We start from the raw sequence: 21,838 nt of genomic DNA, 5'->3' as shown, positions 1-21,838 counted from the left end.
TGGTGCCAGAAAGGCGGCTGCTATCTCAGCTTCGCTTCAGTTGATAAAGGCAGGTGATCTGAATGCTGAACGCCTTCCCATACCTTTGTTCGCGTAAATTTTTTCAGGTGGTCTTTGCTCACCAGGATGTAATCGATTTTTTTTACCGGCTCCTGGTCGGGATAGGTGGGCCCGCTGTGAAGGCCGCCGAACGAAAAAATCTTCCCCAACTGCGTAATTTCTTCCTGCCCTGGTTCGGCATTGAGGTCGCCGGTAAGAATTACCGGGAGCGAACCTTTTAAGAATTCCATGGTTTCACCGGACTGGGTGAGGCGGGTAGGTTGATCAAGGGCGAAATGGACGGTGGCAAACTGCACTTTCTTCTTCCCCGGTAAGGTAATGACTGCCGAAAGCAAGGCAAGCGAACCCTTTCCTGCTTTTGAAAGCGAGGTGATCCGGTGATTTTTCACCTCGGAAACAGGGTAGCGGGAGAGTATGCCCAACCCATAGGCGCCTCCGTCGTAAGCGAAGTGCCTGACAAAAGCATAATGCATCCCGGTAATCGCCGCCAGCTCTTTCATCTGGTCCACGTTGCCTGAACGCCCGCAAAGGCTGTCAACTTCCTGCAATCCTATCAGGTCCGCTCCCGATGTTTTGATAAAGCGCCCGATCTCTTCCAGGGTCGGCTTCTCCGCGCGGTCGGCCCCATGATGAATATTATAGCTCATCACGTACAGGGTTTGGGCGGCTGCCGGCAGATTAGAAATCAAGAGCAGGGAAACAAAGGCGAGGAAGCACAGGAAACCAGGATGTCTTTCAAGTCGCATTATGAACACTTTTGCGGGTAAAGATAGCATTTGTCTGCCAATTTGACTGTTTTCCGCACTTTGGAATGTGACTTGCGGAAGAGCTGGTGTTTCAAATCAGAAGATCATGCAGGAAAAAGGAACTATTTCAATTCACACGGAGAACATCTTCCCCATCATTAAGAAATTTTTATACTCTGATAACGAGATCTTTCTGCGCGAGCTGGTCTCCAACGCAGTTGATGCGACCCAGAAAGCCAAACGGCTATCCTCTTTGGGGCAGTTCAGCGGAGATCTGGGCGATCTCAGGGTGGAAGTTGCATTTGACGAAAAGGAAAAGACCATCACTATTTCAGACCGCGGTATTGGCATGACGGCTGAAGAGGTAAAAAAATATATCAACCAGATCGCATTTTCCGGCGCCAGCGAATTCCTGGAAAAGTATGAAAAGGCAAAGGATGCCGGTGAGATCATCGGGAAGTTCGGGCTGGGCTTTTATTCAGCCTTTATGGTGGCGGGACTGGTGGAAATAGAAACCCTTTCCTACCAGGAAGGAGCGGAGCCGGTCCATTGGGAATGCGACGGCAGCACCAGTTTTGAAATAAAAAAAGGAAAGCGGACGGAGCGGGGGACAGACATTATTCTTCATATCAACGAAGACGCGAAAGAATTCCTGGACCGCTACCGGCTGCAGGTGATCCTTGACAAGTATTGTAAATTCCTGCCCGTTCCGGTTAAATTCGGCACGAAATCCTTACAGGAGCCCGACGGAGAGGATGAAGAAGGTAAGCCGAAGTACAAACAGGTGGAGAGCGATAATATCATTAATAACACCTCGCCCGCCTGGACCCGGAAGCCCGCCGACCTGAAGGATGAAGATTACCTGGAATTTTACCGGGAACTTTACCCGATGTCGCCGGATCCGCTTTTCTGGATCCATCTTAACGTAGATTATCCCTTTAACCTGACTGGTATTCTTTATTTTCCGCAGGTAAAGAATGAACTGGAATTCCAGCGGAATAAGATCAAGCTCTTTTCCCGGCAGGTTTTCATTACCGATGAGGTAAAAGACATTGTCCCGGATTTCCTGATGCTGCTGCATGGTATCATCGATTCGCCGGACATTCCGCTGAATGTTTCCCGCAGCTTCCTGCAGGCCGACAGCAGCGTAAAGAAGATCAATAGCTATATCAGTAAAAAAGTCGCCGATAAACTGTCGGAACTTTTCAAGAATGACCGGAAGGGATACGAGGAAAAATGGAAGGATATCGGCCTCTTCGTAAAATACGGAATGATCACCGATGAAAAGTTTTACGAAAAGGCGAAAGAATTCGGCCTGCTGACCAACGTAAAAGGAGAACATTTTACCCTTGAAGAATACCGTGAAAAGGCGGCCGGCCTGCAAACGGACAAAGACGGCAACCTGGTCTACCTCTATTCTTCAGATCCCGCGGTACAGGATACCTATATTCAGTCGGCGGCAAAAAAAGGCTATGATGTGTTGCTGCTGGATTCCCCGGTTGACAACCATTTTGTAAGCCAGCTGGAACAAAAACTGGAAAAGACCTCCCTGAAAAGAGTGGATTCGGATGTGGCCGATAAACTGATCCCTAAAGAGGAAGCAACCGAAACCCTGCTGAGCGAGGAACAGGTAAAAGGGGTGAAGGAAGTATTTGCCAGGGCGGTGGATAAGCCGGATATGACGGTGGAAGTGGAGTCCCTTAGCCCGGGAGACGCTCCGGTTACCGTAACCGTTGATGAATTCACCCAGCGAATGAAGGAAATGGCGAAGACGGGAGGAATGAGTTTTTACGGCAATATGCCCGACCGGTACCAGGTGGTGGTGAATGGCAATCACCCCCTCATTTTACGGATACTGAATGCGGAGAACCAGGAGAAACAAGCGCTGCTTGCACGGCAGGCGGTTGACCTGGCCTTGCTCTCCCGGGGCATGCTCAGCGGCGCCGAACTGACAGCATTTGTCAACCGGAGCGTACACCTGATCGGGGACTGATCAATTCAGCCGAGCCTCTTTTCCGAGTTTCAGAAAACGCAGGGTCAGGAAGAAGGATACCAGGCTCAGCCCTATGATCAGCCCGCTCCAGATACCGGTTGCGCCCATGTTAAAGTGAAAGGCCAGCAGGTAACCGGAGGGAACGCCAATGATCCAGTAAGAAACCGCTACAAGCAGGGTAGGGACTTTGACATCCTTGATGCCCCGCAGAATGCCCACGTTCACGGCCTGTGTGGCGTCCGATATCTGGAAAACGGAAGCAAACAGCAAAAGTGTAGCGGCAAGGCTGATCACGGCCGCATTATCATTAAACAGCAGGGGCAGCTGCCGCCTGAAAACGGCGAAGACAATGCAGCAAAGGAGGCCGTATGCCAGTGCCGTCAGCAGGCTGCTCTTGCCTATCTGTTGTATTTTTAGCCGGTCACCGCGCCCGTAGGCATTGCTGATACGGATGGATCCTCCCTGTGCCAATCCCATCGAAACCATGAAGGTAAAGGCGGCGCAATTCATGGCAATCTGATGGGCTGCCTGTTCAATAGCGCCGATCGTGCCCACCAGGATAGCCGAAACCGCGAAAACGCTTACTTCCATTCCCGCCTGAAGGCTGCTTGGAACGCCTATGCGCAGTAATTCTTTCATTGTCTCCCACTTGAATTTCCATTGGTTCCGCCTTACGGCCACGTAACGGCGAAAGCGTTTATGGCTGATGATGATCCCGGCCAGTATAAAGAAAATAAGGCTGCGGCTGATCAGCGTTCCCCAGGCTGCGCCCACCAGTTCCAGCCGCGGGAATCCCCAGTTGCCGAAAATGAGCAGCCAGTTCAGGAAAGCGTTCAGCGGCAGTGCCGCCAATGAAAGGATCATTGCCGTCCGGGTATATTCAAGGCCGTCGGTAAACTGCTTCAGGGCCATGAACAAAAGCATGGGAATCACCGAAATGCTGGTAATGCGCAGAAAGGGCACGGCCAGGCGGGCCACCTCCGGATCCTGGTCCAGGTGAAAAAGAATATTCCGTCCGAATTCCAGTCCGAGAAAGATCAGCAGGGCAGTCGCCGCGCTCAGCCAGAAACCGTTATAGAAGTAATGGGATACCCGCTGGCTGTCGTAGCGCCCGTGCGCCATCGACACCATTTGCGAAATGGACATGGTCATGCCAATCCCGAAGATAAAGGGGATATTAACCACGCTCATTACCAGCGCCACCGCTGCCAGCTGCTTATAACTTACCGCTCCAACCATCGCCGTGTCGATCAGGCTCAGGGTCATCTGGGCCAGCTCCCCCAGGATAATGGGGCTGGCCAGTTTAACCGTTTTATTTGCTTCTCCGTAAAGCGCATTCGCAGACATGCGGCAAAAATACGGTACAGCTTTTGCAATCGCTAAGCAAAAAGCTTATGGATTCTCAATTTCGTATTCTCGGTATCGCCGGAAGCCTGAGGCGGCAATCCTTCAACCGGGCTACCTTGCAGGAAGCGGTAAAACTGGTACCCGAAGGAGCGGTGCTGGAAGTTTTCGAACTGGAAGGCAGTATTCCCGGCTTTAACCAGGACGAGGAAAATAATCCGCCTCAAAAGATCGTGGAACTAAAGCAGAAGGTGAGGGAAGCGGACGCTATTCTCTTTGTGACGCCGGAATATAATTACTCTGTTCCCGGCGTGCTGAAAAATGCCATTGACTGGGCCTCCAGGCCCTACGGCGATAATGCCTTTGACGGGAAGCCGGCAGCTGTAATGGGCGCTTCCATAGGCGCTATCGCCACGGCCCGGGCACAGTACCACCTGCGGCAAATGTTCGTTTTCCTGAATATGCATGCAGTAAACCAGCCGGAGGTAATGATCGCTAACGCGGCAGACAAGTTCGACGAACAGGGCAACCTTACCGACGAAACGGCGAAAGACCTGATGCGCAAGTTGCTGGAACAGCTGGTGAAACAGGCAAAGAAAATAACCGGCTAGTGATTGCCACACGTGTGATCGCACAATAATCCACGCAACACTCGCAGACGGAAGAAATTCTTGTGCCCAGGGAACATTTCCGGGGAATCTGCTGCTGTTTGGATTTTCTGTCTTAAATTGTTATTTTACATCGTTCCGCCTTTGTAACTTTGCACACAAACAATTTTAGATATGAAAAAAATCCTCTCCTTTCTGGCGATTGCCCTGCTGAGTACTTCGGTACTTTTTGCCCAATCCACCTGGCAAGCCGATCCGGCTCATTCCAAGGTCGCTTTTTCCATTACGCATAGTGGAATTTCAGATGTGTCGGGCTTGTTTAACAGTTTTGAATCCACCATTACAGCTGCTAAAGAAGATTTCAGTGATGCGGTCTTTGATCTTTCCATTGAGGTCGCTTCCATCGATACCGAAATTGAAAAGCGCGACAACCATTTACGCAGCGCCGATTTTTTCGACGTGGAAAAGTTTCCCAAGATCACCTTCAAAAGTACGGGAATTAAGAAAGCCGGAAAAGACAGGTATAAACTTACGGGCGACCTTACTATGCACGGTGTCACTAAGCCGGTGACCATGGACCTGTGGTACAGGGGAACCAATGTAAGCGACCGTGATAACTCGTCTACCGCCGGTTTCCAGCTGACCGGAACCCTGAAACGTTCTGACTTTGGCATCGGCTCCAAATTTTCGCCGCCCATGCTCAGCGACGAGGTGCAGATCAAAGCTGACGGGGAATTTAAAAAGCAATAAATTCCCGGTATAAGAAATAGCAGGTACCCAGAGGCGCGTTATACATTGACGCGCCTCTCTTTTTTCTATCACCTGCCGGAGCGGATAACGCCGGATCTACCGGTCCCGGAGATGCTGGATCAGCTTCCTGTCTCCAACTACCCAGACAATATCGTCCCATTCGAATTTCATGTTGGAATCGGGGTTGAGGATCCGGTTCCCGTCCCGTTCGATTCCCACAACGAGGCCGTTCAGGTTCTCACGTATGCCTGAGTCGCGAAGCGTCCGGCCCCGCAGGCTGGTGTGTTCGTCAATCACGATCTTTTGCAGGGCAATATCTTCCGTGGTAATATTGGCGCCGGCGGAAGACTCGGTGGCATTGAATACAGGCATGAAGGTTTGCAGCTGGTCATCCGTTGCGATAATACCCACATGATCAAAAGGCAGCACCTTCTGGTCCCTCCCGGGAGCATGGATCAATTTCTCGCCGCGTTTCAGGTACACGACGTTAATCCCGTATTTTTCCCGCCATCCCAGGTCTCTAAGTGTTTCGCCGGCATAGGCGGCCTGCTGTCCCACTTCCAGGTCCACGATATGCGCATCCCAGGGATCCAGGGCGGGCTGCAGGGAGGAGTTCCGCTTCAGCACCTCGGAAGCAAGTGATTCATTTTCCAAAGCGGCTCTTTCGCGGGCATTGAGGTTGCTTAAAAAGCTGCCTTCCAGGCGGCGGTACAGGGTCTGGATACGCTGGGAGAAAATGACCATTACCAGGATAATGATTGGAACAGCTACCAGCAAGGCTACCAGCGTGGAAAAGAAGCGGTTCACCCAGAAGCCGATCAGCAGGATCCCCAGGGCGTTCCTCAGAATTTCAATGATCAGCAAGGGGCCGCGGTTGTATTTCCTGTTTGTCCATAACTCCTTATAGGCAATATTGTCCGGGCGCCGGGCCATCAGGGCCCACAGAAAGGGAGCGCCGATACCTAAGGAGATGACCAGGCCAAGCGTATTTCTGAGCATGTCATCCTGGAAATTACGGGCAAGGAAAGGGATCAGGAAATTAAAAGACAGCAGCATCAGCGCCAGTATGATCACCCCGTTGGTCGCGACGATCCGTGCGTAGGATTTAAGCACGATCTTCCAGTCGCTCTCAGCCTGTATTTTTTGCGTATTTGAAGAATAGGCGTTTAAAGCGTTGACCCATTTTTCCGGAAGCACCTTTACAAGAGAATCGTGGAAAGGGCCGGAAAGCTTGATCAGGTAAGGCGTGGTAAAGGTGGTAATGGCTGAAGCGCCCACCGCTACCGGGAAAAGGAAATCGGAGATCACTCCCAGGGAAAGCCCCAGCGTGGCAACGATAAAGGCAAATTCCCCGATCTGGGCCATGCTCATTCCAACCTGCATGGACTGTTTCAACGGTTGTCCGGACAACATCGCCCCAAGGGTGGTACTGAACAGTTTCCCGACCAGGGTCAGCAGGGTCACCACCAGCACCGGCAGGCCGTATTCGGCTATCGCCCTTGGATCTATCATCATGCCTACTGAAACAAAAAACACGGCCCCGAAGAGATCTTTCACGGGCTTGATCAGGTGTTCTACTTTTTCGGCCGAAGTAGTTTCCGCGATAATGGAGCCCATAATAAAAGCCCCTAATTCCGCCGAAAAACCTACCTGGGTAGCCAGCACGACCATGCCCAGGCAAAGCCCGATTGCGGTGATCAGCAGGGTTTCTTCATCCAGCAGTTTCCGGGCCTTCTTCAGAAGGGTAGGCAGCAGGAAAATACCCGAAATAAACCAAACTGCCAGAAAAAACAAAAGTTTCAGCACGGTAAACAGCATCTCCGAACCCTCGAATTGCTGGCTCACGGCCATAGTAGAAAGCAATACCATTAACAGAATGACCACGATATCCTCCACCACCAGGACGCCAAAGACAATCCGTGCAAATTGCTTGGTTTTCATTCCCAGTTCATCGAAAGCGCGGATAATAATGGTCGTGGATGAACTGGCCAGCATGCCTCCTAAAAACAAGCTGTCCATGGTTGTCCAGCCCATTAACTGGCCGGCGAAATAACCGGTTGTGGTAATAAAAATGATCTCTACGAAAGCGGTGATGGAAGCCGCGCCTCCCACCCTCAAAAGTTTTTTAAAGCTGAATTCCAGGCCAAGCCCGAATAAAAGGAAGATCACGCCGATATCGGCCAGCGTTTTTATGTTCGCGTTATCAACGACTGTGGGTATGAGTTCAAAATGCGGGCCTACAAGAAATCCGGCAATGATATAACCTAATACCAGAGGCTGCTTTATTTTCCGGAAAATGATGGTCGTAATTGCACCGGCGACCAGGATGAGCGCTAAATCTCGAATTAAATCAGGTAAATGCCCCATAGATTATCTTTTAAGGAATAAGGATTGTTTCAAAAATACAAAAAAGGGTCGTCTTTACCAGGGAAAGACGAATTATCACTATATTATCATTCTGATGAAAAAATATTTTATCCTGCTGATCTTTCTTTGCAGCTGGTCCGGGCGGCCTGCTGCACAGGACGTTTCTGCTTCCGCGGACGGCAGCGGGCGAAACATCGTAAAGATGAACCTGGCTTCACCGGTGTTACGGAATTTTTCGTTTCAGTATGAACGCAGGATCGATGACAGGTTTACGCTTGCAGGCGGTTTCCGTTTTATGCCGGAAGGCCCGGTTCCCCTGCTTGAAGATCTTAAGTTTTTATCGGCGGAGAGGAAGTTTACGAGGAATGGAAAAATGCCAAGCTTAGTAATGTGGCCGTAACGGCAGAGGGACGTTATTACCCTGGCAAGCTTGGCGCCCCGCGGGGATTTTACCTTGGTCCGTATATTCGTTTTGCGCATTACCAGGGAAATTTACCCGAATACGAATATCAACTAACAGGGCCGGAAGGGGAGGAGGTAAGGAAGACTATACCAGTAAGCGGGAAACTGAATAAGATTACCGCAGGTGTTCTTACCGGGGTCCAGTGGAAGCTCGGTGAGAAACTTTACCTGGATTGGTGGTTAGTGGGCATAGCAGCCGGGCCGGCGGGCGGGAAACTAAGGGGTAAGATAAGCTTAAGCCCCGAAGAGCAGGAGGCGGTGAGAAGGGAACTGGAAGACCTTGACTTTCGAAGAATGAAAACGGATGTGGAAGTGGATGATAATGGCACAAGGGCGGACATCAGCGGTACATTCATCGATCTCCGTGCCGGAATATGCCTGGGCTTCCGTTTTTAGGTGATCGCAACACTTGACGCCCGCAACACTTAGCGTAGCGCCCGCAACAGCAATGCTTGCCGCTAAGCCGGGAACCCGGAGGCCGGTAGAGGAGAGGAGGGTAATGGTTGCCCGACCAGGATTCGAACCTAGACAATCAGAACCAGAATCTGACGTACTACCATTATACTATCGGGCAATAATATCACAAAACAACTTCCGGCAGGATCTGTTTTGTAAGGGACGCAAAAATAGGCATTCATTTTAAAATACCAGAGGATTAAAAAGAAATTCCTATTTTAGAGGGATAAATATGTTATCAAAAAAGACAAAATACGCTATAAAGGCGCTGGTGGCATTGGCGAAAAGTGAAAAGGGAGTGCCCGTATTGATCTCAAGGCTGGCAGAGGAGGAAAAAATCCCTAAAAAATTTCTTGAACTGATCCTGCTTGAACTCCGTAACGCGGGAGTATTGCATAGTAAGAAAGGTGCGGGGGCGGCTATTACATGGCTAAAGACCCCGCGGAAGTCAAGCTCGTGCAAATACTGCGCGTTACCGACGGGCCCATAGCCCTTCTTCCCTGTGTGAGCCTGAATTTTTACGAACGCTGCGATGAATGCAAAGACGAGGTTACCTGTGGTATCCGGAATGTATTCATTGACGTAAGGGATGCAGCCCTGCAGATCCTTACCGAAACAAGCATTGCTGATATCGTTAGCAGGGAAAAGGAACTCAGCAGCAGTTTGAAATTAACCCCTTGATTATCAAAACAAAATATTTCCGCCGAAAAAAAATAGGCGGAAACACTACCACTTCCATAGAGATTATATATATATTTGCACTTTACAAAAAAAGAAATGATGATCCATTCTTTTAACACTTTCGGGATGTGTAATTGTTGTATGAAGGAATTCGTGAAGCGGCGGAAGAGAATGACTATATCGTAAATCATATACAAGAAATGTCAAGGCCCTTTCCACCGAAGTTGAAAGGGCCTTTTTTTTAATCAAAACAAGAAGGTATTATGCAAAGTTTCAGGACTGAACTGGAAAACCCTGTGGTAGAACGAGAGATCATTGAGCTGGAAAAGAAGATCAGGCGCTTCCATGAAGGAGCTATTCCGGAAACAAAATTCCGCAGCTTACGGCTGGCCCGGGGAATTTACGGGCAGCGGCAGAAGGGAGTACAAATGGTCAGGATCAAGATACCTTTTGGATTCCTGACCTTTAAAAAGCTGCTTGCCATTGCCGATGTCTCTGATGAATACGCAACCGGCAATCTTCACCTGACCACCCGGCAGGATATCCAGATCCATTTTGTAAGCCTGGACCGTACACCCGAACTATGGGCGCAGCTGGACAAGGACGAGGTGACCATCCGGGAAGCCTGCGGGAATACGGTAAGGAACGTAACCGCCTCTCCCATTGCCGGCATTGATCCCGATGAGCCTTTTGACGTTTCGCCCTACGCATACGAAACTTTCCGTTATTTCCTGCGTAATCCCATTTGCCAGGACATGGGCCGGAAATTCAAAGTTGCTTTTTCTTCCGCGGAATCCGATACGGCCTGGAGCTTCATTCACGACGTGGGCCTGATCCCGAAACTTCGCCAGGAAAACGGCACGGAAGTGCGCGGTTTCAAAGTGGTGATCGGCGGCGGCCTGGGAGCGCAGCCGATGACCTCCAAGCTGGTCCATGAATTCCTTCCTGAAGACCAGGTGATCCCCTATATTGAGTCGGTGATCCGCGTTTTTGAACGCTACGGCGAAAGGAATAACCGGAATAAAGCCCGCATGAAATACCTGATCGCTAACCTGGGGCTGGAAGAAGTGGTCAGGATGGTGGAAGAAGAGCGGGTGGCCAATAAATCGAAGAGCTATCCTATTAACCGGCATATTTTACCGGAAACCCAGCCGCCGGCGGAAAGGCCTGTACCGGAAGTAAAGATAGAGAACGAGCAAAAATACCAGGCCTGGTTAAAGACCAATGTGAGCGAGCAAAAGCAGAAGGGCTTTTATAAAGTATCGATAAAAGTGCAGACGGGCGATATCAGCACAGGCACTGCCCGCAAGCTGGTAAGCGCCGTGCGCGACTATGTAGCGGACGATATCCGGGTGGCTGCCACCCAGGGTCTTATCCTGAAATTCGCGCGGCCCGAAGCATTGCCTTATCTCTTTTCCGAACTGGACAAGCTTGAACTGGCCGAACCCGGCTTTGAAAGCGTGGCGGACGTGACTACCTGTCCGGGAACCGATACCTGTAACCTGGGCATCTCCGACAGCATGAACGTGACCAGGGTATTTGAAAGGGTGATAACCAATGAATTCCCCGAACTTATTTACAATAACGACATAAAGATAAAGATCAGCGGCTGTATGAATTCCTGCGGCCAGCACGGTATTGCAAGCATCGGTTTCCATGGAAGTTCCGCGAAGGCCGCCGGTAAGGTGTACCCGGCCCTCCAGGTCTTACTGGGCGGAGGCATCGTTGGCGACGGGGTAGGCCGCACCGCTGAGAAAGTGATCAAGGTACCCAGTAAAAGGGGGCCGGATGTATTAAGGCTGGTGCTTCGCGATTACGAGGCTAATAGCCAGGATGGGGAATACTTCAATGATTATTATGACCGTCGCAGCAAGGAATATTTCTACGAGTTGCTGAAACCCCTGGCCGATACAAGCACCCTTCGGCCGGATGAATTCATCGACTGGGGACAGGACGAACAGTTCGCCACCGCCATAGGCGTAGGGGAGTGTGCCAGCGTGGTGATAGACCTGGTGGCTACGCTTTTAGCTGATTCGGAAGAAAAGCTGGAGCTGGCGAAGGAAAATTTCGAGGCCGGCAGATACGCCGACGCTATTTATCATGGCTATGGCTTGTATATCAATACCGCAAAAGCACTCTTACTGGACGAGGGCGTGAACCCCAGCACCCAGATCAAGATAATGAACGAATTTGACAGCCGGTATGTGGCAGCCGGAAAGTTCACTTTCCCTGAAGGCTTCCGGGAACATGTGACCAGGATCAATAAAAATGAACCCGGCGAAGGTTTTGCCGTAGAATATATAGCAGGAGCGGCCGATTTTCTCAGGAATGCCATTGCTTTCCGGGAGCAAAACCGCGAACTGGCTGAAACGAATAGCTAAAATGAACGGGACAATTAAACATCCAAAGCTAACCCTCGTAGGAGCAGGCCCCGGGGATCCGGAACTGATCACCTTAAAGGGGATACGTACACTGGCTACGGCGGATGTGGTACTATATGACGCACTGATCAGTGAAGAACTGCTGCGGTTTGCCCCTGCAGGCGCCAAAAAGGTGTTTGTGGGCAAGCGTGCCGGCAACCATGCGTATTCCCAGCGGCAGATAAACGATCTCATCGTGGATTTTGCCTTCCATTACGGGCACGTGGTACGCTTAAAAGGCGGCGATCCCTTTGTATTCGGACGCGGGTATGAAGAAATTTATCATGCCGAATCCTATAATATTGAAACCGCCGTCATTCCGGGAATTTCCAGCAGTATTGCGGTGCCGGAACTGGAAAAGATTCCCCTCACGAGCAGGGGCGTCAGCGAAAGCTTCTGGGTGATCACAGGCACGAATACCAAGGGGGAACTTTCCGCTGATATAGCCCGGGCCGCCCGGTCCGATGCCACCGTTATTATCCTGATGGGAACCAAAAAACTGGACGAGATCATAGAGGTGTATAAGAATGCCGGGAAAAAGGACTGGCCGGTAGCTGTCATCCAGAACGGAAGCTTGCCCGACCGGAAAACCGCGATTGGCATCATTGAAACCATCCGGGAAGTCGTTGCCGAAAAGCAGGTAGGTAATCCAGCTGTGATCGTTATCGGCGAAGTCGTGGCGGAACATCCCGAGTTTCACAAGATCAGGGAGTTCTACGATTATATTAACAATTTATAACAGGACATGGCGGAAGCAGCAGGTACAGGCCGTAACCGGTTATTTCCCGTTTTTCTAAAGCTGGAGCAGCTTAAAACACTGGTCGTCGGCGGGGGAAAGGTGGGCCTGGAAAAGCTTTCCGCATTACTGGGAAACAGCCCTGCCGCGGCGGTTACCCTGGTGGCAAAGGAAATAAGCGAGGGCGTCAGGACGCTTGCTGCTGCTCATTCCGGGGTACTCTTGCTTGAAAAGGGATTTGAAGCCACTGACCTGGAGGGACAAGACCTCGTGATCATCGCTACCTCCAGCAGGGAACTGAACCTGGAGATCAGGAAGATGGCCGCTGCCAGGAACATCCTTGCCAATGTAGCCGATACTCCGGACCTTTGCGATTTTTATCTTTCTTCCATCGTGCAAAAGGGGAACCTGAAGCTGGCTATTTCCACCAATGGAAAATCGCCGACGGTGGCGAAAAGAGTAAAGGAATTTTTAAACCAGTCCATTCCGGAGAATATCAACGAATCCCTGGATAACCTGGAAGTTATCCGAAAGGGCCTTAACGGAGATTTTGCCCATAAGGTGGAAAAGCTGAATGAGATCACGGCGGTGTTGGCAAATGAAAAGAAGGAAGATTATATTCGCAGCCGTAATATCCAGCGAGAAGCAATGAAAGACCAATCAAAACTTGTACGGATCCAGGCTGAACGGTCGGACAACCGGGAACATTCCGTTCCGCTATACCTTACCTCCAGCTTTATTTTTGATAATGCGGAACAAGGCCGCGCCCTGTTTGCCGAAGAGGAGCAGGGGAATATTTATTCCCGGTATTCCAACCCGAATACCAGCGAATTCATTGAAAAGATACGCGCCCTGGAAGGGGCCGAAGCCGGGCTTGCTTTCGCTTCCGGAATGGCCGCGGTATTTGCTTCTATTGCCGGCCTGTTAAGCGCCGGCGACCATGTGGTTTCCTGCCGTTCCATTTTCGGTTCCACCCACCAGCTGTTTACCCGCCTTTTCCCCCGTTGGGGCATCACCCATACCTACGTAGATGCCTCCCGTCCGGAAGACTGGGAAAAAGCCATCCGGGAAAACACGAAGATGATCTTCCTGGAGACGCCTTCCAATCCTGGCCTGGAACTGATAGATTTGGAATGGGTAGGAAAGCTGGCAAAAAAGCACGGCCTTATCCTGAACGTGGATAACTGCTTTGCCACTCCCTACCTCCAGAAACCCATACACTACGGCGCTGATATTGTAAGTCATTCGGCTACTAAATATATGGACGGCCAGGGCCGAGTGCTGGGGGGCATCCTGGTAGGCCGGCAGGATCTGATCGATCAGCTGATGTTCTTTATCCGGCATACGGGCCCTGCCATGTCCGCTTTCAATGCCTGGACGGTTTCCAAAAGCCTGGAAACCCTGGGCGTGCGGATGGACCGGCATTGCAGCAGCGCCCTCAGGATCGCGGAGATCCTGGAAGCCCACCCCGAAGTAGAAAGCGTACGCTATCCCTTCCTGCCTTCGCATCCGCAATATGAGCTTGCGAAAAAGCAAATGAAGCATGGCGGCGGAATTATTACGTTCGTCATCAAAGGCGGTTACCAGCGGGCCCGGCGTTTTTTAGACTCGCTGGAAATGACCCTGCTTACCTCCAACCTCGGCGATACGCGGACAATTGCAACGCATCCGGCCTCCACCACGCATTCAAAATTAACGCCGGAGGAAAGAGTTGCTATTGCTATTGAGGAGGGCTCCATCCGTATATCCGTAGGCTTGGAAGACGTGGAAGATATTATCGCCGACTTAACCGGCGCCCTGGAAAAGTCTTCAATACAGGCTCAGGGAGTTAAATAGTGAACAAGGTAAAAACAGAAAAAATAGAAGTGGTAGTCACGGTAAATAATCTACTATTTCTATAGAAAATATCATTCTTATATGATGGATTTATCAGGATTGAAGAAAAAGATAGAAGGCCTTTCCGCCGAGGAAGCCTTAGGCGCTTTTGCGGAAGAATTTCCGGGCAAAATAGTATTCTCTACCAGCTTCGGCTGGGAAGACCAGGTGATCACGCACATGATCTTTAAAAACGATCTTCCCATCCGGGTATTTACCCTGGATACAGGCCGCATGTTCAATGAAACCTATCATGTATGGAACCGTACCATTGACAGGTACAAGAAACCCATAGAGGTGTATTCGCCCCAGGCGGCGGACGTGGAGAAGCTAATGACCGAAAAAGGACCCTACAGCTTCTATGAGTCCATAGAGAACCGCAAAGAATGCTGCGCTATCCGTAAGGTTGAGCCCCTCAACCGTGCCCTGAAAGGCCAGCAATGCTGGATCACTGGTATCCGCGGCGAACAATCCGCCAACCGGACCACCATGGAAAATCCCGAATGGGACGCCGGCCATGAACTGGTTAAATACCATCCGCTTTTCAGCTGGACATTGGAAGAGGTAAAAGAATACGTAAGGCGCTTCAACATTCCCTATAACCCGCTTCACGATAAGGGCTTCCCCAGCATCGGCTGCCAGCCCTGCACACGGGCCGTCCTGGAAGGAGAAGATTTCCGCGCGGGCCGCTGGTGGTGGGAACACGCCTCCCGTAAGGAATGCGGGCTGCATGTTTGATGATTCGTTGTCACCTTTGTTCTAGAAGTAACGATCAACCCGGATTATAGTAACCCTTGCCACAGTAACCTCGGTTACTATAGCCTTTCCAGCCACCGTGCCAAAAGTACGTCATGAACGAAGTAATGACCATTTTCCTGAATAACAAGTTCCTTTTTTTGAAGAGCGTTCAGGGCCGTACTTACGCTGCTTGGGGCGCCAAGCGCGGACTGCTTCTTTTAGATCCTGTGTGGCTAATAGATCTACATAAACAGATTCGGTTTCGTTGTGGCGTTTTGCTTCTTCAAAAATACGACGAATAAGTGCTGTCTTTCCCATTCTCCTCCATGAATACAAGACTACGTTTCGTTCATTTTGCAAGTGTTTCATCAATATAGTCAGTTCCTCTTCGCGATCGCAAAACCATTTTTTACCGTAATATCCGCTAAGGACAAATGGATTAGTGGGTGTTTTCATGATATCTACACTTTGCAACCTGCGTTACGTAATTTACGTTACGCAATTTACGTAATGGAAACTTAATTCCAAAAGATTATTCAGCCTCCGTACCGGGATTTTCTTAATTAATCCAAACTTTGAGCCGGATTTCAAGTTTAACCTTTAACCTTTTTACTTTAAACTAATAATTTGAGATGCGTGTAGAACTTCAACGAATAGACGATGCGTTCCACTTTGAGGCGGTGGGCACCGAAGGGGTAAAGGTAGATATTGACGGATCCCGGGATATCGGGGCTGCAGGAGCGGGGGCACGGCCGATGGAACTTATTTTAATGGGGCTTGGCGGATGCAGCGCCATTGATGTGATACTTATCCTGAAAAAACAAAGACAGGTAATTGAGGATCTGAAAATTGTCCTGGACGGAGAACGGGTGGACGATACACCAGCGGTCTTTAAGGCCATCCGGATGGATTTCCAGTTTACCGGCGAGCTGGACAGGGATAAGGTAAAACGAGCCATTCAGTTGTCGGTAGAAAAGTATTGTTCGGTTTACGCCATGCTGGCCGAGACAGCTGAAATTACCCATTCCTTCAGTATCAACGGGGAGAAATAATACTTTTTACTGCGAAAAGACGGGTCATCGCCGCCGCTTTCCTAAAATCTTGTTAAATTCGGTAAATTTAAAACCAACCGGATTTGCTTTCATCTTTTTCTACTACGGGGGACCTCAAACCTTCGCGGAAGAAGCCTTTTTACAAGGTAAGCCGCGAACTGAGGAAATACCTGCGCCATTACGGAAGGGAAGTGGCGGTGCCGGTTTCCTACAATGACCTTTTGCATTTCGCCGGTTCTATTCCGCTTTACGATAATTCAGGCAACGATTTGCTGTGGGAGACGGTTTATTACGATCCCTCCGATATACGGGAATTATATCCCGCGCTGGCCCTGGTTTATGCCCAGCTAAAGACCGAAGGCGATACTTCTTTCCTGAAAGATCTTTCGGTGGCCCGGGTAGACTATTGCGTTTTTGGAAATTCCAAGCCATTCAGGATACGCATTGTCAACAACCTGAACGATAATTATGATCATTTCTACGTAAAAGTAGCCGACGCTTCCCGCATTTACGGGCTGGAGCTGGAACATATTCTTTCCCCGAACAGGATCAGCTACTTCACAGACGGGAATACGCTCATTGAGGAACATATTGCCGGAATTCCGGGGGATATGTTCATTAAGAAGCACCTGGATGATAATCCCTTTAATCAAACCCGGATCGCGAAAGAATTTATCAAGTTCAATGAACGCTGCTTTATCCGTTTATTAGGAGATATGCGGTCGTATAACTACGTAATAGACATTACTCCTGATTTCGAGGCTTCGCAATTCCGCGTACGGGCCATTGATTTTGACCAGCAGTCGTATGACGGGCGGCTGGATATGTACCGGCCCAAATGTTTCAGGGAGAATCAACCCTTGATGGAACTGAGCCGGAAATACCTGAAGGTTGAGTCCATCCTGCAATACCAGCAGGAGGAAAGAGCGCTGATCGTGAACCGGCTGCGATCTTCACGGTACCGCCTGAAGGAACTGCTGGACCCGATGCTGAAGGATGAGATATCGCCTCCGGAAAAGCGGCAGCAACTTGCGCAGGAACTGGCAGCATATTATGAGAACCCGCATTTCCTGAAATGCAGTAATATGGGTGAGATCGTAAAGCTGCACCTGAAGCAGACCCTGCGGCAGATCTTAAAGAAAATACATGAAAGCGAAAGGCGGCTGTCCGGCCCGGGCAGCTAAAATTTAAAAAAAATGAAGCTGCTCAACATACAGCAAATACGGGAATGGGATGCTTTTACCGTCCGGCATGAGCCGGTTTCCTCCCCTGACCTGATGGAACGCGCAGGGAGAGCCTGTACGGACTACCTGATCCGGCATTTCAGCCGTGAGTATGCCTTCCTGGTCTTTTGCGGGCTTGGTAACAACGGAGGGGACGGCCTGGTGATCGCGCGGCTGCTGGCCGGGTATGGCTACCGGGTTGATGTCGTTGTCCTGAAACATGCTAACCGCAGGTCCGATGACTTTTCCCTGAACTTGAAAAGACTGGAAAATGTGCCCGAAGTGCCCGTCCATGAGGTCGTATCCGGCGATCAGCTCGCCGCACTTCCCGGGCGGGACAAAAATGCGGAAATGCAGGAGCCGGACTCCGGCAGCCGGATGGTGATCATCGACGCCCTGCTTGGTTCAGGTATCAGTAAGCCGCTGGAAGGCTTGCTGGCAGAAACGGTAAACTATATCAATAACAGTGGGAGACAGGTGATCAGCATTGACGTACCCACCGGCTTGCCGGCGGACATTGAACAATGGAATGCCGCCATTTATAAGAACCTTGTTACCGCTCATACGACCCTTACTTTCCAGGTACCCAAAACCAGTTTCCTTTTTCCGGATGCCGGCAGGTTCTGCGGAACGTTGAGCGTACTGGACATAGGACTCCATACTGATTTCCTGCCCGGTCTTAGCTCGGACATGGAATACATAGACAAGGCCTTCATAGATCCGCTCATCAAACCCAGGCATAAATTCGATCACAAAGGAAATTTCGGGCATGCCTTGCTTGTTGCCGGGTCCAGGGGCAAGAACGGGGCAGCGATACTGGCCGCCCGGGCCTGCCTCCGTTCGGGAGCAGGCTTGCTAAGTGTGGGCGTGCCCCAGCATTCTTATCCCATTCTGCAAACCGCTGTTCCGGAAGCAATGGTACTCCCGGATAATTCCGACGATTATCCCGTATTCAGTTTTGGTCCCGGAAAATATACAGCAGTGGGAGTAGGGGCAGGCATTGGTACAGAAGCGAAGACCCTGGAAGGCTACAAGCGATTCCTGCAGGCGCTCAGGAAACCCGTGGTCATTGACGCAGACGGGCTTAACCTGCTTGCCGGGCTGCTTAAAACGGAGCCCGGCTTCCGCATTCCTGAAAATTCAGTGCTTACACCCCATGTAAAAGAATTCAGCCGGCTGGCCGGCGAAGCTGGAAACAGTTATGAACGCTTTCATCACCTGCGCGAATTTGCTGCCACGCACCAGGCCCATGTTCTATTGAAGGGGGCGCATTCCTGCCTGGCGGCGCCCGATGGGACTTGTTACTTTAATTCTACCGGTAATCCCGCCATGGCCAAAGGCGGAAGCGGCGACGTACTAACGGGAATGATCACTGCCTTGCTGGCCCAGGGTTACAACCCCCGTGACGCGGCTCTTCTTGGGATGTACTTTCACGGAAAGGCGGGAGACAGCGCCGCGCGGAAACGTCCGGCGAGCGCCGTTATTGCAAGCGACATCATCGAAGAAATCAGCATAGAAGTTTCAACTGCCTGACCGGGTCCCTTTTTCATGATCAATAAAAAAGGGCGGCACAAATGCGTGCTGCCCCTTAAATTTATTTATCTTAAAATTAAGCTTCGTGGTATTCGATCTTATGGATCTGGCGGTCAATATCCCAATGTCCGGTGCCGCTTTCGCCGATCACGTCAAAGAGTTCGAGGATGCGGCGGGCCACATATTCTTCCTCACGTTGTTCTTTCAGGAACCAATTGAGATATTCGGCCGTAGCATAATCACCTTCTTTATGGCAATGGGCCATAATATTCTTGAAAGACTGGGTTACCGTGATTTCATGTTCCAGGGCTTCTTCAAATACTTCCCGGAAAGAGCCGAATTCCTGCTTGATGCCGGTCACTTCCGGCGAAACAGCGGTTCCTCCCATATCCGAAAGGAATTTGAATAATTTCAGCTGATGCCCTCTTTCTTCGTCGGACTGCTTGTAGAAATGGTCGGCAGCTCCCTCATAGCCGTTACGGTCACACCATCCGGCCATGGAAAGATAGATGGCAGAAGCAAACGCCTCTTTCTTTATCTGTTGATTAAGATGCGTTTCCGTTTCAGTGGAAAGCATGCTTTTTATGCGAATCAGATCTTTCATAACTTATTTACTCCTGTTATCAATACTACAAAGTTATTGCTAATAAGTTTTGAAAGCAATCAGACGATGAAATATGGAATTAGTCTTGATTAAATGCAGAAGCTGCCTGGCAGACGGTAAAGGCAATCCTTGATGAGGTGGTTCAGCTTGAACATGACAAAGGCGCCTTGCAACAGTTCCCTGAGGGCGAGGATCCCGGTGGCATCCAGTACAAAGCAATGCTCGCAGGCGCAAATGGAGATGATCTCCAGGTCAGGCGCCGCGGCATCAAGCAGCATTTTCTCAATATCTACCTTTTCTACCGCGGTTTTGAGCCTTACCAGGCACAGGAAATTCAGCTTGGTATGCTTTCCGGCAAAATCTATGTACAAACACCTTTCGGCATCCGACTGATAAACGGCCCCGGCAGATGTGCTGAATACTTCTTCCAATTGCGCTTGTGTAATTCTTGCTGCTTCCATGTGAATAACTGGCCCAAATATCGGGTTTATTTAGACGCAATCCAAATAAAATTAAAATTGATGAAAGAAAGCGCAGCAAAGGGGGCTATTACCGGTTCAGCTTGCTCAGCCTTCCCCATACTCCCAGCGGGAGCTTACTCCCGGATCCGGCCTGCAGGTATAATTCTCCCACTTCCGGTTCAGCGCCCGGGAAAGAAGTACTTAACAGGTTTTCGACGATCAGGGCGGAAAAGCCCAGGGAGTACGTATTCAGGACCAGGAAATGTTCCTTTTCATCCAGCAACGAAGCTACTTCCCCGATCATTTCATTGATATGGTCTTCCAGTTTCCATTTTTCGCCCTTGGGGCCATGGCCGTAGGCAGGAGGGTCCAGGATAATGCCCTGGTATTTTTTGCCCCGTCTTACTTCCCGTTTAACAAATTTAATGGCGTCTTCCACCACCCAGCGGATATCTTTCAGGCCAGATAGCGCCATGTTCTCATTGCCCCAGGTGACTACCTGTTTAATGGAATCCACATGCGTAGTATCCGCGCCGGCCTGGCGTGCGGCAAGGGAAGCGCCTCCGGTATAGGCAAACAGGTTCAGGAATTTGGGTTCGGGAGTTTCCAGCTTTTTAATAGAGGCGGCTATAAAATCCCAGTTAACAGCCTGTTCCGGAAAAATACCTACATGCTTAAAGGAAGTGAGTCCGAGCCGGAATTGCAGGTCCAGCTCCCCGGTCTGATAACGAATGTGCCAGCGGTCCGGGAGGGAAGGATTCTTTTTCAGCCAGTTGCCGGTCGTGGCGCCCCGGGGGCGGAAGCGGATATCCAGGGATTTTTCCCATTCCTTTTCCATTAGCCCCTTGTCCCAGACGGCCTGCGGTTCGGGTCGGGCCAGAATAAGGTCTCCGAAACGCTCCAGCTTTTCAAAAGCGCCGCAGTCAATAAGTTCGTAATCTTTCCAGTTAAGGGGAGTAAGCAGCTGAAGCATTAATCTTCTTTCATGTTTTTAGCAAAGGAAGTGGCGAATACGAAATCGTTCAGTTCCTTATTGTCAGTCCGGCGGATCTCTTCTTTGGTCCCTTCCCACCATTTCCTGCCCTGGTGGAGGAAGATCACATTTTCTCCGATCTCCATGACTGAATTCATATCATGGGTCACTACTACCGTGGTCATATTGTATTCATCTGTGATCTCGTAGATCAATTTGTCAATAACGATCGCTGTTAAGGGATCAAGGCCTGAATTAGGTTCATCGCAAAACAGGTAATTGGGTTTCAGGGCAATGGCCCTGGCAATTCCTACCCGCTTTTTCATGCCCCCGCTAAGCTCCGACGGCATTTTCCGGTTTACATCGGCAGGATCCAGGCTCACCCGTTTCAGGCAAAAATTTACCCGCTCACGTTTTTCCTTCAGGCTCATGGTGGTGAACATATCCATGGGAAACATGATATTTTGTTCGACGTTCATTGAATCGAAAAGTGCGGAGCCCTGGAACAGCATGCCTATTTCCTTGCGGATGGGAATGCGTTCCCTGAAATCCATTTTGGTAAAGTCCTTGCCGCTATAACATACTTCCCCGCTATCCACCTCATGAAGGCCCACCATACATTTCAATAAGGTGGTTTTGCCCGAGCCGCTCCCGCCGATGATCAGGTTAGTGATCCCCGGCCGGAAGGAGGCCGAAATATCGTCCAGCACGGTCTTTTCGCCAAAGGATTTAGTGATGTTGCTCAACTCGATCATA

At 50.3% G+C, this 21,838-nt stretch carries 20 protein-coding genes, 1 tRNA gene and 3 pseudogenes; 14 read left to right on the top strand and 10 right to left on the bottom strand.

Annotated features, from left to right (window positions below):
- Positions 1–20: 20 nt before the first annotated feature.
- Positions 21–806, bottom strand: coding sequence for an endonuclease/exonuclease/phosphatase family protein (locus tag FRZ59_RS17210; RefSeq protein WP_132129679.1), 786 nt, complete (start codon positions 804–806; stop codon positions 21–23).
- A 106-nt stretch (positions 807–912) separates the two neighbouring features.
- Here FRZ59_RS17210 and htpG point away from each other — a divergent pair, with 106 nt between their 5' ends.
- Positions 913–2,799 carry a molecular chaperone HtpG gene (gene htpG, locus FRZ59_RS17205; RefSeq protein WP_132129678.1) on the top strand — a complete coding sequence of 629 codons (1,887 nt, stop codon included), beginning with the start codon at positions 913–915 and terminating at the stop codon, positions 2,797–2,799.
- Here the strand turns inward: htpG and FRZ59_RS17200 are convergent, their stop codons facing one another.
- Positions 2,800–4,146 carry an MATE family efflux transporter gene (locus FRZ59_RS17200; protein ID WP_132129677.1) on the bottom strand — a complete coding sequence of 449 codons (1,347 nt, stop codon included), beginning with the start codon at positions 4,144–4,146 and terminating at the stop codon, positions 2,800–2,802. It lies immediately after the preceding gene.
- A 47-nt stretch (positions 4,147–4,193) separates the two neighbouring features.
- Here FRZ59_RS17200 and FRZ59_RS17195 point away from each other — a divergent pair, with 47 nt between their 5' ends.
- Together FRZ59_RS17195 and FRZ59_RS17190 are read left to right on the top strand one after the other, a co-directional pair.
- Positions 4,194–4,754: an NADPH-dependent FMN reductase gene (locus tag FRZ59_RS17195; protein ID WP_132129676.1), complete on the top strand. Its 561-nt coding sequence runs from the start codon at positions 4,194–4,196 to the stop codon at positions 4,752–4,754.
- A gap of 171 nt (positions 4,755–4,925) precedes the next feature.
- Positions 4,926–5,501 (top strand): YceI family protein, encoded by a 576-nt coding sequence (locus FRZ59_RS17190; protein WP_132129675.1) that lies wholly within the window; start codon positions 4,926–4,928, stop codon positions 5,499–5,501.
- A 96-nt stretch (positions 5,502–5,597) separates the two neighbouring features.
- Here the strand turns inward: FRZ59_RS17190 and FRZ59_RS17185 are convergent, their stop codons facing one another.
- Complete coding sequence (locus tag FRZ59_RS17185) at positions 5,598–7,868, bottom strand: monovalent cation:proton antiporter family protein (RefSeq protein ID WP_132129674.1); 2,271 nt, start codon at positions 7,866–7,868, stop codon at positions 5,598–5,600.
- A 94-nt stretch (positions 7,869–7,962) separates the two neighbouring features.
- On the opposite strand from FRZ59_RS17185, the gene FRZ59_RS17180 reads away from it, so the two are divergent.
- Both FRZ59_RS17180 and FRZ59_RS17175 read left to right on the top strand, forming a co-directional pair.
- Positions 7,963–8,268 carry a hypothetical protein gene (locus FRZ59_RS17180; RefSeq protein WP_147698386.1) on the top strand — a complete coding sequence of 102 codons (306 nt, stop codon included), beginning with the start codon at positions 7,963–7,965 and terminating at the stop codon, positions 8,266–8,268.
- A complete protein-coding gene (locus FRZ59_RS17175) occupies positions 8,259–8,726 on the top strand; it encodes a hypothetical protein (protein WP_147698385.1) in 468 nt (155 codons plus the stop codon). Before FRZ59_RS17180 ends, FRZ59_RS17175 begins: the two co-directional genes overlap by 10 nt.
- A 104-nt stretch (positions 8,727–8,830) precedes the next feature.
- Here the strand turns inward: FRZ59_RS17175 and FRZ59_RS17170 are convergent.
- Positions 8,831–8,904, bottom strand: a tRNA-Gln gene (locus FRZ59_RS17170).
- Positions 8,905–9,018: 114 nt separating this feature from the next.
- On the opposite strand from FRZ59_RS17170, the pseudogene FRZ59_RS17165 reads away from it, so the two are divergent.
- The 6 genes and pseudogenes from FRZ59_RS17165 to FRZ59_RS17145 all read left to right on the top strand — a co-directional run.
- Positions 9,019–9,365, top strand: a pseudogene (locus FRZ59_RS17165) (RrF2 family transcriptional regulator); the annotation flags it as partial.
- 365 nt (positions 9,366–9,730) lie between these two features.
- On the top strand, positions 9,731–11,848 hold the full coding sequence (locus FRZ59_RS17160; RefSeq protein WP_132129671.1) for a HEPN domain-containing protein: 2,118 nt from the start codon (positions 9,731–9,733) through the stop codon (positions 11,846–11,848).
- Position 11,849: 1 nt separating this feature from the next.
- Positions 11,850–12,626 carry a uroporphyrinogen-III C-methyltransferase gene (gene cobA, locus FRZ59_RS17155; RefSeq protein ID WP_132129670.1) on the top strand — a complete coding sequence of 259 codons (777 nt, stop codon included), beginning with the start codon at positions 11,850–11,852 and terminating at the stop codon, positions 12,624–12,626.
- A gap of 6 nt (positions 12,627–12,632) precedes the next feature.
- Positions 12,633–13,118, top strand: a pseudogene (locus FRZ59_RS19245) (precorrin-2 dehydrogenase/sirohydrochlorin ferrochelatase family protein); the annotation flags it as partial.
- Positions 13,119–13,271: 153 nt separating this feature from the next.
- On the top strand, positions 13,272–14,459 hold the full coding sequence (locus FRZ59_RS17150; RefSeq protein WP_165922851.1) for a trans-sulfuration enzyme family protein: 1,188 nt from the start codon (positions 13,272–13,274) through the stop codon (positions 14,457–14,459).
- Positions 14,460–14,543: 84 nt separating this feature from the next.
- The gene (locus FRZ59_RS17145; RefSeq protein ID WP_132129786.1) at positions 14,544–15,236 is read left to right on the top strand and encodes a phosphoadenylyl-sulfate reductase; all 693 of its coding nucleotides are present in this window, start codon (positions 14,544–14,546) and stop codon (positions 15,234–15,236) included.
- Positions 15,237–15,313: 77 nt separating this feature from the next.
- On the opposite strand, the gene FRZ59_RS20095 is transcribed toward FRZ59_RS17145, so the two are convergent.
- A complete protein-coding gene (locus tag FRZ59_RS20095) occupies positions 15,314–15,409 on the bottom strand; it encodes a hypothetical protein (protein ID WP_489884330.1) in 96 nt (31 codons plus the stop codon).
- A gap of 40 nt (positions 15,410–15,449) precedes the next feature.
- Positions 15,450–15,692 (bottom strand): annotated as a pseudogene (locus tag FRZ59_RS17140) (ATP-binding protein); the annotation flags it as partial.
- Between the two features lie 176 nt (positions 15,693–15,868).
- Between FRZ59_RS17140 and FRZ59_RS17135 the strand changes: the two are divergent.
- From FRZ59_RS17135 to FRZ59_RS17125, 3 genes are all read left to right on the top strand, one after another.
- Positions 15,869–16,288 (top strand): OsmC family protein, encoded by a 420-nt coding sequence (locus tag FRZ59_RS17135; RefSeq protein WP_132129667.1) that lies wholly within the window; start codon positions 15,869–15,871, stop codon positions 16,286–16,288.
- Between the two features lie 83 nt (positions 16,289–16,371).
- Positions 16,372–17,472 carry a hypothetical protein gene (locus tag FRZ59_RS17130; protein ID WP_132129666.1) on the top strand — a complete coding sequence of 367 codons (1,101 nt, stop codon included), beginning with the start codon at positions 16,372–16,374 and terminating at the stop codon, positions 17,470–17,472.
- Positions 17,473–17,484: 12 nt separating this feature from the next.
- On the top strand, positions 17,485–19,044 hold the full coding sequence (locus FRZ59_RS17125) for an NAD(P)H-hydrate dehydratase (RefSeq protein WP_132129665.1): 1,560 nt from the start codon (positions 17,485–17,487) through the stop codon (positions 19,042–19,044).
- 76 nt (positions 19,045–19,120) lie between these two features.
- Here the strand turns inward: FRZ59_RS17125 and FRZ59_RS17120 are convergent, their stop codons facing one another.
- From FRZ59_RS17120 to FRZ59_RS17105, 4 genes are all read right to left on the bottom strand, one after another.
- On the bottom strand, positions 19,121–19,648 hold the full coding sequence (locus FRZ59_RS17120; protein WP_132129664.1) for a ferritin: 528 nt from the start codon (positions 19,646–19,648) through the stop codon (positions 19,121–19,123).
- A gap of 89 nt (positions 19,649–19,737) precedes the next feature.
- On the bottom strand, positions 19,738–20,109 hold the full coding sequence (locus tag FRZ59_RS17115) for a hypothetical protein (RefSeq protein WP_132129663.1): 372 nt from the start codon (positions 20,107–20,109) through the stop codon (positions 19,738–19,740).
- A gap of 88 nt (positions 20,110–20,197) precedes the next feature.
- Positions 20,198–21,082 carry a class I SAM-dependent methyltransferase gene (locus FRZ59_RS17110; protein WP_132129662.1) on the bottom strand — a complete coding sequence of 295 codons (885 nt, stop codon included), beginning with the start codon at positions 21,080–21,082 and terminating at the stop codon, positions 20,198–20,200.
- Positions 21,082–21,837, bottom strand: a complete 756-nt coding sequence (locus FRZ59_RS17105; RefSeq protein ID WP_132129661.1) for an ABC transporter ATP-binding protein — start codon at positions 21,835–21,837, stop codon at positions 21,082–21,084. The genes FRZ59_RS17110 and FRZ59_RS17105 overlap by 1 nt, the downstream gene beginning before the upstream one ends.
- Between the last annotated feature and the right edge of the window lies 1 nt (position 21,838).

Source organism: Anseongella ginsenosidimutans (genome assembly GCF_008033235.1).
GTDB lineage: Bacteria > Bacteroidota > Bacteroidia > Sphingobacteriales > Sphingobacteriaceae > Anseongella > Anseongella ginsenosidimutans.
This window is presented reverse-complemented; position numbering and strand designations above follow the sequence as displayed.

What these genes read in the sequence shown, in the direction of transcription:
- htpG (WP_132129678.1), top strand. Translation starts at nt 913, where the DNA reads ATGCAGGAAAAAGGAACTATTTCAATTCACACGGAGAACATCTTCCCC.
- FRZ59_RS17110 (WP_132129662.1), bottom strand. Translation starts at nt 21,082, where the DNA reads ATGCTTCAGCTGCTTACTCCCCTTAACTGGAAAGATTACGAACTTATT.
- FRZ59_RS17125 (WP_132129665.1), top strand. Translation starts at nt 17,485, where the DNA reads ATGAAGCTGCTCAACATACAGCAAATACGGGAATGGGATGCTTTTACC.
- FRZ59_RS17195 (WP_132129676.1), top strand. Translation starts at nt 4,194, where the DNA reads ATGGATTCTCAATTTCGTATTCTCGGTATCGCCGGAAGCCTGAGGCGG.
- FRZ59_RS17150 (WP_165922851.1), top strand. Translation starts at nt 13,272, where the DNA reads ATGAAAGACCAATCAAAACTTGTACGGATCCAGGCTGAACGGTCGGAC.
- FRZ59_RS17180 (WP_147698386.1), top strand. Translation starts at nt 7,963, where the DNA reads ATGAAAAAATATTTTATCCTGCTGATCTTTCTTTGCAGCTGGTCCGGG.
- FRZ59_RS17190 (WP_132129675.1), top strand. Translation starts at nt 4,926, where the DNA reads ATGAAAAAAATCCTCTCCTTTCTGGCGATTGCCCTGCTGAGTACTTCG.
- FRZ59_RS17145 (WP_132129786.1), top strand. Translation starts at nt 14,544, where the DNA reads ATGGATTTATCAGGATTGAAGAAAAAGATAGAAGGCCTTTCCGCCGAG.
- FRZ59_RS17160 (WP_132129671.1), top strand. Translation starts at nt 9,731, where the DNA reads ATGCAAAGTTTCAGGACTGAACTGGAAAACCCTGTGGTAGAACGAGAG.
- FRZ59_RS17120 (WP_132129664.1), bottom strand. Translation starts at nt 19,648, where the DNA reads ATGAAAGATCTGATTCGCATAAAAAGCATGCTTTCCACTGAAACGGAA.
- FRZ59_RS17135 (WP_132129667.1), top strand. Translation starts at nt 15,869, where the DNA reads ATGCGTGTAGAACTTCAACGAATAGACGATGCGTTCCACTTTGAGGCG.
- FRZ59_RS17185 (WP_132129674.1), bottom strand. Translation starts at nt 7,868, where the DNA reads ATGGGGCATTTACCTGATTTAATTCGAGATTTAGCGCTCATCCTGGTC.
- FRZ59_RS17115 (WP_132129663.1), bottom strand. Translation starts at nt 20,109, where the DNA reads ATGGAAGCAGCAAGAATTACACAAGCGCAATTGGAAGAAGTATTCAGC.
- FRZ59_RS17210 (WP_132129679.1), bottom strand. Translation starts at nt 806, where the DNA reads ATGCGACTTGAAAGACATCCTGGTTTCCTGTGCTTCCTCGCCTTTGTT.
- FRZ59_RS17200 (WP_132129677.1), bottom strand. Translation starts at nt 4,146, where the DNA reads ATGTCTGCGAATGCGCTTTACGGAGAAGCAAATAAAACGGTTAAACTG.
- FRZ59_RS17105 (WP_132129661.1), bottom strand. Translation starts at nt 21,837, where the DNA reads ATGATCGAGTTGAGCAACATCACTAAATCCTTTGGCGAAAAGACCGTG.
- cobA (WP_132129670.1), top strand. Translation starts at nt 11,850, where the DNA reads ATGAACGGGACAATTAAACATCCAAAGCTAACCCTCGTAGGAGCAGGC.